9 protein-coding genes are annotated in these 12066 nt (G+C 41.4%); 8 read left to right on the top strand and 1 reads right to left on the bottom strand.

From position 1 onward, the window contains the following. The first annotated feature begins 1 nt into the window (after window position 1). The 6 genes from guaB to AC6UDC_RS01105 all read left to right on the top strand — a co-directional run bounded on the left by guaB (window position 2) and on the right by AC6UDC_RS01105 (window position 6754). On the top strand, window positions 2–1144 hold the full coding sequence (gene guaB, locus AC6UDC_RS01130) for an IMP dehydrogenase (protein WP_500693290.1): 1143 nt from the start codon (window positions 2–4) through the stop codon (window positions 1142–1144). Between the two features lie 10 nt (window positions 1145–1154). Then, window positions 1155–2714, top strand: coding sequence for a glutamine-hydrolyzing GMP synthase (gene guaA, locus AC6UDC_RS01125; protein ID WP_500720873.1), 1560 nt, complete (start codon window positions 1155–1157; stop codon window positions 2712–2714). A gap of 163 nt (window positions 2715–2877) precedes the next feature. Beyond that, the gene (locus AC6UDC_RS01120; protein ID WP_500693288.1) at window positions 2878–3030 is read left to right on the top strand and encodes a hypothetical protein; all 153 of its coding nucleotides are present in this window, start codon (window positions 2878–2880) and stop codon (window positions 3028–3030) included. A gap of 39 nt (window positions 3031–3069) precedes the next feature. Further along, window positions 3070–3738 carry an SAV1803-related protein gene (locus tag AC6UDC_RS01115; RefSeq protein WP_500720871.1) on the top strand — a complete coding sequence of 223 codons (669 nt, stop codon included), beginning with the start codon at window positions 3070–3072 and terminating at the stop codon, window positions 3736–3738. A gap of 129 nt (window positions 3739–3867) precedes the next feature. Then, window positions 3868–4614 carry a hypothetical protein gene (locus AC6UDC_RS01110; RefSeq protein ID WP_500720869.1) on the top strand — a complete coding sequence of 249 codons (747 nt, stop codon included), beginning with the start codon at window positions 3868–3870 and terminating at the stop codon, window positions 4612–4614. 1141 nt (window positions 4615–5755) lie between these two features. Then, window positions 5756–6754 carry a LacI family DNA-binding transcriptional regulator gene (locus tag AC6UDC_RS01105; RefSeq protein ID WP_500693285.1) on the top strand — a complete coding sequence of 333 codons (999 nt, stop codon included), beginning with the start codon at window positions 5756–5758 and terminating at the stop codon, window positions 6752–6754. A 1033-nt stretch (window positions 6755–7787) separates the two neighbouring features. On the opposite strand, the gene AC6UDC_RS01100 is transcribed toward AC6UDC_RS01105, so the two are convergent. Then, complete coding sequence (locus tag AC6UDC_RS01100; RefSeq protein ID WP_500720867.1) at window positions 7788–8699, bottom strand: alpha/beta hydrolase; 912 nt, start codon at window positions 8697–8699, stop codon at window positions 7788–7790. A gap of 225 nt (window positions 8700–8924) precedes the next feature. Here AC6UDC_RS01100 and AC6UDC_RS01095 point away from each other — a divergent pair, with 225 nt between their 5' ends. Next, a complete protein-coding gene (locus AC6UDC_RS01095) occupies window positions 8925–9872 on the top strand; it encodes an NAD(P)H-dependent flavin oxidoreductase (protein WP_500720865.1) in 948 nt (315 codons plus the stop codon). A gap of 134 nt (window positions 9873–10006) precedes the next feature. Further along, window positions 10007–12055: an LTA synthase family protein gene (locus tag AC6UDC_RS01090; RefSeq protein WP_500720863.1), complete on the top strand. Its 2049-nt coding sequence runs from the start codon at window positions 10007–10009 to the stop codon at window positions 12053–12055. The last annotated feature ends 11 nt before the right edge of the window (window positions 12056–12066 follow it).

Raw genomic sequence — 12066 nt, 5'->3', positions numbered from 1 at the left:
GATGAAGGATTGGAATTATAAATTCGGGAAACAAGGATTAACATTTGACGATGTTCTCTTAATTCCTGCAGCAAGTGACGTGTTACCAAACCAAGTTGACTTAAGAACGACCTTAGGTAAAAACTTAAAATTAAACCTACCCGTTCTAAGCGCAAGTATGGATACTGTCACAGAGGCACCTTTAGCGATTGCGATGGCTCAAAACGGTGGACTCGGCGTAGTTCACAAAAACATGAGCGCCAAAAAACAAGCAGCTGAAGTTAAAACGGTTAAAAATGCTGAAGTTACCGGTGCCAATGCTGCGGTTGATGACAATGGTCATCTATTAGTAGCGGGGGCCGTTGGGGTAACTAACGATACCTTCGATCGAACTCAATTATTATTTGATGCCGGGGCAGACGCCGTCATCATCGATACCGCCCACGGTCACTCCAAGGGTGTATTAGAAAAAATCGCTGAAATCAGAAACAAGTTTCCAGACAAGACTTTGATTGCCGGAAACATTGCGACCGGTGCTGGTGCTAAAGCTCTCTTTGACGCTGGTGTTGACATTGCCAAAGTCGGCATTGGCCCCGGTTCAATTTGTACCACCCGGATCGTGGCCGGTGTGGGAGTTCCCCAAATTACCGCTGCCTTCGATGCCGCCCAGGTGGCCGCCGATTACGGCAAGCAAATCATCGTTGACGGTGGGATGCAATACACCGGAGACATCGTTAAGGCGCTCGCAGCGGGTGGCAGTGCCGTCATGCTAGGAAGTATGCTGGCAGGTACAACGGAAGCTCCTGGAGACGTTTATACGGGTGCTGATGGCAAGAAGTACAAGGCTTACCGTGGCATGGGCTCACTGGCAGCCATGGAAAATGGCTCTTCTGACCGATACTTTCAGGGCAAGGTCAAAGAAGAAAAGAAACTCGTCCCAGAAGGAATTGAGGGTCAAACCCCATACAAGGGTGACGTCTCAACCGTTCTCTTTCAGATTGCGGGTGGCCTTCGTTCTGGAATGGGTTACACCGGCTCTCACACCATTTCCGACTTAATTAATAACGCTCAATTTGTTAGAATTACTAATGCAGGACTACGCGAATCACATCCCCACGATGTGCAAATCACCAAATCCGCACCAAACTATTCAATCGATAAATAGGAGGAATTTGATGGCAACTGGTACAAAAAAACGTGATTATGATGAGATTTTAGTTCTCGACTTTGGGAGTCAATACAACCAATTAATCACCCGTCGCATTCGTGACATGGGCGTTTATTCAGAACTAAAACCGCACACCATCACTGCCAAAGAAATAAAAGCGATCGCACCTAAGGGCATCATCTTTTCTGGCGGTCCCAACAGTGTCAACGGAAAAGACGCCCTAGACGTCGACCCCGAGATTTTAAACATGGGCATTCCGATTCTGGGAATCTGTTACGGCATGCAACTATTGGCCCACGACTTAAAGGGTGGTCAGACCACCACCGCTGACGACAGTCAGTACGGTCCCGCTCAAATCAAGGTCACAAGTAATGACTCCGGTACCTTTAAAGGACTGGACCCCAATCAAACCGTTTTAATGAGTCACGGAGACTTTGTGACCAAAGTTCCAGACGGTTTCAAAGTCACTGCCACTAGTGAACAGTGTGCCATTTCTGCCATGGAAGACCATGACAAAGACATCTATGCCGTCCAATTCCATCCCGAAGTTAACCTCACAAAACAGGGGAACCAAATGCTGCACAACTTCGTCTTTGATATTGCCCACGCTAAGGATAACTGGTCAATGGACGACTTCATTGAAGATGCCATTACAAACATCAAGGAAGAAGTTGGCGACAAACGTGTCTTACTGGGTCTCTCTGGCGGAGTTGATTCCAGTGTGGTCGCCGTTCTCTTACACCGGGCAATTGGGGACCAACTCATCTCCGTCTTCGTTGACCACGGTCTGTTGCGAAAGAATGAAGCCCAACAGGTCTTACACACTTTGGGCGATGAATTTGGCTTAAACATTGACTTTGTCGATGCTAGTGACGAATTCTTATCCAAACTAAAAGGCGTCACCGATCCCGAAAAGAAACGTAAAATCATCGGGAAAGAATTCGTCGACACCTTCTCAAAGGAAGCCCGCAAATTCAAGGACGTTGATTTCTTGGCCCAGGGAACCTTGTACACCGATGTGATTGAATCCGGAACGGATACTGCGCAAACGATTAAGTCCCACCATAACGTTGGTGGACTACCTAAAGACCTCAAGTTCAAGTTAATTGAACCATTAAACAAACTCTTCAAGGATGAGGTCAGAGAAATCGGTGAAAAACTGGGAATGCCAGACGAGATGGTTTGGCGCCAACCTTTCCCTGGTCCCGGCCTTGCCATTCGCATTATCGGTGACGTGACTCCCGAACGATTAAAGAAGGTCAGAGATTCTGATGCCATTCTGCGTGATGAGTTCAAAAAGGCCGGTCTGGACAAGAAGGTTTGGCAGTATTTCACTGCCCTACCTGGCATTCGGACCGTTGGTGTCATGGGTGACGAACGAACTTATGATGAAGCCATCAACATCCGAGCCGTCAATTCGGTTGATGGGATGACCGCTGAATTTGCGGAAATTCCGTGGGACGTTTTGAGTAAGGTCTCATCACGAATCGTCGATGAAGTTCCCGGGATTAACCGCGTACTCTACGACATTACCGGGAAGCCACCGGCAACCATTGAGTATCAATAAAAATAACTTTTAAAATAAAATGCTCTATAACTAGTAGATAATCTAGTGGTTATAGAGCATTTTTTGTGTTTGAAATTTAAAATAATTAAAAGCTTTAAAATCATTATCATTGCGGGGATAATGAAGATGTAAGCAAATACATGTGGCATTTGGAGATTTGATAATGAAAGATTCAGTGAACAAAACAACAAACAATAATTTTTTAGATACACCTGTGGCACAAAATGCGAAAAAAGATGCTGAAACTAATAACGTAACCACAATTGGATCATTAAGTGATTTTGATGCTTGGGTAGATAAACTAAACGAAAACTAAAGTACCATAATCAACGAATACATAACTACTATTAGGAGGATGAATATCATCGATAATTTAAGTGAATACCAGCAACTATTAAAAATTTCTTATAACGATGCAGTTAAAAAACTGTTGGACAAGTATGGACAAGTAAAGGGTAATTATTTTGGAGAAATTTCGTATAATAACTTTTTAAATGATAATAATGGTACCAGAAAAAGAATTAATAAGGGACACTACAAAAACAAGGAAGAACCAGGATTATATTGTCATCATATTGACGAAGATACATATAATAATTTATCTAAACCAAAATCCATCAAAAACCAATGTCCCCCTTTTTCTACTCAAACTCCAAGTAAACTTGTTTATTGTAATTTCATTGAGCATACAATCTTGCATGCCTTAATATATATCGAAAATAATAATTACATTTATCCTGGCTCTCATTACACTAATCCGGTGTTAACAGATATTTGTAAAGGTTTTCCTGATGCAATGTTAGGGAATGTATGTAAATGTTATCTAGATGCAATAAATAGTAAGTATAACCCTAGTGCAATGTTAAAAAACATAGATGTGTGGTACGTCAAGGAAGACCTAAAAGACGAGAATTTAAGAGATTTTTATGATGAATCATATTTGGATAAAGAAAATGCAAAGCAATTAATAAAAGACATTCAAAGAAGTGCTCTAAGAAATGACGTATCAATCACAATTAAATAAATTTCAAAAAATAATTTTTCCATATTTAATTGGAAATGGTTCTTTTGATGATTGTACTAGTTACCCCCCTATTTTGATGTATACTTATCCTTGGATTTTATATCAAAATACATAACGAGGATGGTTATTATGAATATCAAGAAAATCGCTCTTTCACTTCTAGTCGGTACTACCATGTTTGCCGGTGGACTGTTTGTAACCCATCCAAACATGGTTCACGCTGACTCAAATGTCGCGGCCGATACTGCGCAAGGTCAAGTTGTCGTCCAGTACGTCAATGCTTTAACTGGTCAACCAATTCGTGCCAGTAAAGTTATCTATGGTGCTCCTAACAGTATGCTTGACCTATCAAACGACGTTCCAAACATTCCTGGCTACGTTGCCAGAAGTAACCGAGCTGATAACGGTGGTAACACTTATCCAGCTGCTGGTCAGTCAATGACGGTCACCATTGCGTACCAACCACTCAATAAGCCACAACAGAGTGGAAATTATCAGGGCGGAAACGCAACGTCTCCTTCAAACGGCACGACGGCAAATGGACAGAATAACGGTTCAAGTGGCGGAAACGCAGCGATAAATAAAAACGGTAACTCTCAAGCAAATAATAACCAGGGACAAGCCGCTAACGGTAACGAACCTAAGCAAGCAAATAAAGCTAAGCAACAAAATAAAACCAAAAAAGACCAACAAAAGCAGAAGAACAAGCATCATAATGACAAGAATCAAAAGGCTAAAAGAGACAAGCGGAACCACAAATCAGCCAAAAAAGATCACACTGGATGGATGATCGGTGGTATTATTGTCATTCTAATTGTCGGAATTGGAGCTTTTGTCTGGTATCGCGTAAGAAAAGCACATCATTTTAGACACTAACAATTAAAAATTAAGATAACTAAAAAAGGAACTCCCAAATCTTTCGACTTGGGAGTCCTTTTTGGATACCTAACGTTAGAGTGTCTTACATATAATGTGACTTATTAGTTTTCGACTTATTTCGTTAGATACCACTATTCAGTAGAACTACGTAATCGTGACTTAATTTGCTTCTGACTACTTTCGTTTCTTCTTTTGCATACCAGCACCATTGACTAACCTGTCAATTCGCTCAAATGTCTCGCAGATTCCACCTGTTACTGGGAGTGTTATTGGCCGTGAAACCTGCTTAAGCAATGCATTTCCCACCACCCCGCGCAAACCGAAAAAACTCCAACAATCGCTACCAAACTAATCAGTGACAGCAATCCTACTATTAAAACAATCAGGCCATAAATGCCCAATTGTCGGTGATTGATATACATCTTCCACAAGTATTAATTCCGAAATGGCCCACCCGAAAATTAACTCATTTGATATTAAAGAAACCGCCAGGATCTTTTTATCATTATGTGTTTAATATTTATTTATGTTTATATCCCTCAATACTTGTGGCCTGACATGTATACATACGACAATCTAAGTTGTTGTTATTAGTTATTTTTGATTAATATGAAATACTTTTCTCACATTCAAAATTCCCGCAAACGAAACTTGATTTATCTTTAATTATAGAGATGAAACCACCTTCTCAATCTTTAATTCCACAAGTTATTTCATAAATAACGGCCTTTTATGGCGTAAAAATCTGATTAATTAAGTGGTTAAGCGTTTGCGCAAATTGTTTAAATTAAGTTGATCAATTACAGCTAAAGTCACTCAAACTTCTTGACCCCTTCTACAAGCGATACATGTTATTCAAACTGTAAACAATCCCACTAATCTTTAAGAACGGTTAAAAATAATGGCCCCGTTGCCTGTCATACCAGCCCTTCAATTGATTTCATGTTTATTTTTTAAAATAAACATGTTTCTCATTAATCCTCATACAGGCATGCTCGGTTAACCGTTTTCTCAATTTTATAACAACAATAACCTTAATTTCAATCTTAATTGAGATCGTTTTGCTTTTTATAATTTTATTAGATATGATAATTCCATGCAGTTAGCAGTTATGAAATAAAATTTGAGGAAATGAGAAATGAACAAAAAACGAGTCACCATTAGAGAAGTTGCCAAACACGCCAAAGTTTCAACGGCCACCGTGTCACGGTTCTTAAACAACCATTTGAACTCAATGTCCAAGAACACGGCGAATCGCATTAAACGATCAATCAAACACCTCGGGTACGTTCCTAACTCAATGGCACGTGGCTTAAGCCGCCAAAATGACAGTGGGAGCATCATTGCGGTGGGAGTGTCAGACATCGAGGATCCCTTTTCAATCAGAATGTTTGAGGGAATCCAGGACCAACTGTCCATTTACAAGTACATCCCCTTACTGATTAATTCCGCCAGTAAGTACAAAAACGAACGCGACCTCTTTCTAGCCTTAGATACTAGCCTCATCAGGGGCGCCATCATTCATCCCGTCAACAGCCACATCAAGGACATTGCCGAACTTTTAAAACCGCGTTTCCCCGTTATTTTGACCGATAAATCCATTAACGATGGCTTTTTTTATAATATCGTCATCAACAACTTTGCGATTTCTCAGAAAGCCGCCGCCTACTTTAAAAACAACCTGGGGCTTTCCAAGTTAATCTTAGTTACTAACGCCGAAAGCGAGATGAAGGTCGTCAGAGAACGCGTTGCCGGGATTAAATACGTCTACCCCGAACCTGATATTACAATTGTCAAGCCCGGTTATTCCAAAACGTCACTTCATCGTGCCTATCATGAAATCGTTCGCCAATTAAAAAAGCAACCCAACAGTTTGATTTTCTGTCTAACGGAAAAGTGGCTGTTAAGCTTTTTGCCCCGGTTGTTGCGTAACAACATTATTGACCGCGACAAGATTCCAAACATCACTGGATTTGTGAGTTCCAACATCGTTAACCTAATTCAGCCAAAAACGAAGTGTATCAGGACAGACGCATACACCATGGGAAAATACGCCGCGCAACTCATGTACGACATCTTAAACAAAAAAGTGGACCCAAGTAAAAAACGCTACATGGTCCACGCCAAATTTGAATAATATCTGTAACCGACTAAGTCCATGCTTAGCCGGTTTTTGTCTAATAAATAAAAAGTGCCACTTCTGAGAAGCAGCATTTTTTGGAGTTTGAAGCTATGTGTGCTCCAGAAGTAGGAAGCATTGTGAAAGTATCTTTTTTGGAGCGACTAAAGAATAACACGGTAAAATGCCTTACCATAGGTCGTTTAAACTCCACTCAAAGTAATAATGAAAGATTTACTGCCAAAACGCCACCTATCACGTTTAGTTAATCGTTTACGAAACTTATCTTAAGCCTAATCGAAGCTCAAAAAAACTTTAGACCAGCGCCAAGCTCATCCGTGCCAATCACTTCGGCTATCCTAACTCTTGTTTAATGATTATTTCAAAATCATAATTAGTCTCTTTTTATTATTTTGGTGATATACTCCTTTCATCGACTAGTTAAGAAACATTTTTATCGGACTCCCTAACTAATATAGATACTTTTTAAACCTCGATAACTCACAAGCGTCAGGCATCCACAAACTAATGTACTGTTAACTTGACTAGCCGAATCTTCCTAATTGCTCTGACTTCTTCAGCGAAGCCAGGGTTTTTTCTTTTGGATTTTTGGTAATACTTAATCAACCCCTATCTACACCGCATTTTTGTTATCACGAGTATATACAATAGAATAAAGTAATGCCAAGATGACAAATAAAACTCATAATATTATAGATTTCTTCTCGTTATGTGAAAATATATTATAATTAAAATGATTTAAGAAATAAGCTTAAGTTATTGCATAGTTTAAGGAGGAAATTAGATGCTTAATTGGTTTGATTTATTCTTTATGATTGGTACTTTGTTGTTAACAGTACTTCTAATTTTACTAGTTATCTTAGTACTGTACTTGTGTATCCGCCTAGGAATAAAACTAAATAGGTTCTTAAAAAGAGAAGAAGATAACCATGAAAAAAGGCATTAAATTATTAGTCATTAATGTCATGCCATTAGCTTCTGAATCAAAACTAGCAAATTATTTATAAATATAATTTGCTAGTTTTTTTGTTTATTTAAAATACTCTTCAGCGAACGCCTTGGTCTTATTAACGTAAACCTGTCCCTCCTTGTTCAAAGAATCAGCGTGTGTCGCGTGGTTCACAATCCACAATTTCTTAGGACCGTGGTCGTTTTTATAATTGATATAGGCGTCTTTAACAGGGACAAACTTATCGGCATTGCCATGAATGATGAATAGCGGAATTTGATTGTGCGCTAACGTCTGCTTCGTGTTGGCGTCGTAGAAATCGTACTTGGCAAAAACATCACCGTAGATGCGGGCAATGGGTAAGATTGGGAAGGTCGGCAAATGAAACAACGTTCCCAGTTCATATTTCAACTCGTCATAGATACTGTTATAACCACAGTCGGCAATCGCAAAGTCAACGTTGTGCGGGACCTTCGGCAAGGTAAAGAGAACGGCAGCTGCTCCCATACTGATCCCAAACATGCCGAGTCGTCCATTCGGTATTTTCTGGTTAATCATGTTCATCCATGTCACAATGTCAGACCGATCTTTCCACCCATAACCAGCGTACTCACCCTGACTGTTCCCAAATGATTCGTCATCGGGTGCGAGAACGTTATAACCATCATCATGAAACATTCTAATGTAGTTATTCATCTTGTGCCCGGTGCTCCCGTAACCGTGGATTACGATCACGGTCTTATTCGTCGCTTGCTTAGCTGGTAAGTAGTAAGCCGTGAGTTTTAAGCCACTCTTGTTCGTTTGGTGCCAAATCTGAGGCTTTTGTTCTTTAATCCAGGTGGTGTTAACCTTTTCGCCGACCTGCGTGCTGTATCCACCCCGTTTAAACGCGAAGTTAAACAGGAAGTAGGTTCCCACAAAGATTAAAATAATCACGGTAATTACGATGGCAATTGTAACTTTGTGCCAGCGCTTCAGCTTTCCTTTTTTCATAATTTCGCTCCTTTTTGCAACACTTGCCATTATACGGGCAGAGCGATTCAAATCATGATTAATTTTTAAGCGTCGCGTGGTACCGGTAACTAGCCAGCTTCAGACGAGTTACAGATTAATTTGAATGTCATTATATTAATCACAAATCGTTTTAGTTTGCTTCAAGCTAACTTTCAACTAAAATGTAAGATATAACTAACTAATAATAAGTAGGGAGTAATTAAATTGAAAACAAGTCCAATAACTAAAATGCTTGGAATTAAGTATCCAATCATTCAGGCGTCACTCAACTGGTTAACTGACGCTAAGTTTGTTGCCGCGGTCTCAAATGCTGGTGGTCTGGGAACGTTCGGACCCAATGCTGGTAAGACGAGTCCCAATCAGGATGCCACGGAAACGCTGAAAAGGCAGATTAAAGAAGCCAAACAGCTCACCGACAAACCCTTTGCCGTCAACATGATTGTCGGAAGTGAAGATGAGTTTGATTACCCAGATAAGACCTTTAGAGCTGCTTTTGACGCTGGAGTTAACATCTTCATCATTTCTGGTGTCATCAATCCAAAACTTTTTAAAGAAATCAAGGATTCAGGGAGTACCTTAATCTTTCGGGAGCTCAATCCGTCCGTTAAGGGCGCTAAAAAAGCCGAGGAGTTGGGCGTCGACATCCTGATTGCCACTGGTTACGACGAAGGTGGCATCATTCCAACGACCGGCCTTGGAACGTTTACCACTATTCCGCGCATTGTGGATGCCGTTTCCATTCCCGTCGTTGGCGCTGGTGGCATCACGGACGTTCGTGGTGTACGTGCTGCCCTTGCCCTTGGAGCACAAGGAGTCTACGTAGGAACTCGGTTCATTGTGACTGACGAAAACCGGACTTCAGCCGCTGCCAAACAAAAAATCATCGACTCGACGGTTGATGACGTAGTACTAGTCTCTTCTAACCAACGTTCAATTAAGAATCCGCTAGCTGATAAGTGGGCCAAGGAATTTGAAAATGGCGTCAAAGACACCTACGAACAAACCCGCAAGGCCGGTGGTGTTCGTCCTGCAATGCTTGACGGCAAACTTGATGACGGTGTGATTTCCACTGACGTTGGTATTGATAACATTCATGACATCAAGAGTGTTCAAGGTGTGGTGGATGAAATGATGCAGGATTTTCAAAAATAAATCTTAATAAAAAGCTTCAAGTGGCGTGTCTATCATCCATTTGAAGCTTTTTTATTCTGCTTTGCTAATTCTTAATGTGATAAGATGTTTCCTATGTGATAAATTACATAAATTCTTACAAAGGAACGTTCAATTTGAAAATCATTAAGAAAATTCTCAATATCTTTAATACCCGCATCGGGTTCTTCTTGTTACTAGTGGCTCTGTTCTGGTTCAAGACCGTCTACGCTTACTACCACGTCTTTTACCTCATCTCAGCGAGTCGCATGCAGCACATCATCTTACTGATAAATCCGCTGGCCGCAACCATCATTACGCTGAGTCTGGCACTGTATTTAAAGCCCGCCAAGCTCTTTTATCCCTTTATCATTTTCATTGACTTCTTAAACACCGTCTTACTGTACATAAACATCGTCTACTTCCGGGGTTTTCTGGGATTTATGACCGCCGACACCATGACGACCGGTCATTCCAACTTAAACGGTGGCTTGATTACCAGTGCGACCGCCCTTATCAACAAATGGGACGCCTTATACTGGCTTGATCTAATCGTGATTATCCTTCTGCTGGTATTTCGCGTTATTAAAATCGACAAAAAGCCTTTGAAGCTTAGGTTTAGCTTACTAACCACCCTGGTCGGAATTATCTTTTTGTTTCTCAACCTTTTTCTTACTCACATCGATAATCCCAACCTGTTCGCTCAGTCAAGTACGCAAAGCAAGCAGAATGACATCGTGAAATACATCGGAATTGACAACTACACCGTCTACGACTGGACCAAGTCCATTCAGACCAACATTGCGCGCTCGACCGCCAAGAAGTCCGATTTAAATGACATTTTAGGCTTTACGAGGAAACACTACGCTGCCCCGAACCAAGTAATGTACGGAAAAGCGCGCGGTAAAAACGTGATTGTCATTCACCTAGAAAGTTTTCAACAGTTCTTGATCGACAAAAAGGTCAACGGCAAGGAAGTGACGCCCTTTCTAAATAAAATCTACCATAGTCAGTCAACTGACTCGTTTGATAACTTCTACCACCAAGTGGGACAGGGACGAACGGCCGATGCCGAAAACATGCTTGAAACCAGCACGTACGGACTTCCCGAAGGCTCCTTGTTCTCTCAGTACGGAAACGACAATACCTTTCAGGCAGCTCCCGCTATTTTGAAACAGCAGCGAAACTACACGTCCGCCGTTTTCCACGGTAACGACGCCAATTTCTACAACCGTAACAACACCTACAAACGGCTCGGATTCCAGTACTTCTTCAGTTCCAAGGACTACAACATGAAGGGTGATCGGACCGAAGGCATGGGCTTAAAGGACAAGTATCTTTTTCAAGATTCCAACAAGTACTTAGAGAACCTTCAACAGCCCTTTTACGTCAAATATTTAACGGTCACCAATCATCTCCCGTACGTTCTGGACCAAAAAGACCAGAAGCAGATGCACTTTAAGACCACCAGTACTGACAATCCGGAGGTCAATAACTACTTTGTTACCGCCAACTACCTCGACCAGTCCGTCAAAGAATTTTACGACTACCTGCATCAGACGGGACTTGACAAGAACTCAATGATTATCATCTACGGTGACCACTATGGTTTGATGGACCAGGATGAACGGAGTTTGGCACCGCTTTTAGGCGTCAAGCCAAATGACTGGAATGCTTTTGACCACAACCAAATCCAGAAGGTCCCGTTTATGATCAACATGCCAGGAACCACTGGTGGGAAAATCGACCACACATACGGCGGTGAAATCGACGTGTTACCAACGGTTCTCCATCTTCTCGGAATTAATTCCAAGCCATACATTCAGTTTGGGACCGACCTCTTCTCCAAGCAACACGACCAGGTGATTGCCTTTAGAAACCGTGACTGGGTCTCACCCAAGTTCACCTCCACGAACGGAACGGTTTACGATAATCAGACCAAACGTCAGCTTCATCCAAGTCAGAAGCAGCAAAACCAAATCAATCAGAATCAGCACCAGGTCAACCACGAACTGGAACTGTCGGACAAGTTAAACAAGGATAACCTATTGCGTTTCTATCATCCCAAGGGCTTTAAGCCAGTTAATCCAAAAGATTACCACTATAATCATGAATTGAACCGCGAAAAAAGCCTTGAGAAGCAGTTGGGCCAAAAGTCAACGAGTCTAGCTTCCTTGGACAAATAAAAATAGCACTT

The sequence above is a fragment of the Fructilactobacillus sp. X7R7C1 genome (genome assembly GCF_059901065.1).
Note: the sequence above shows the minus strand (reverse complement) of the source record. Positions and strands in the feature narration are given on the sequence as shown.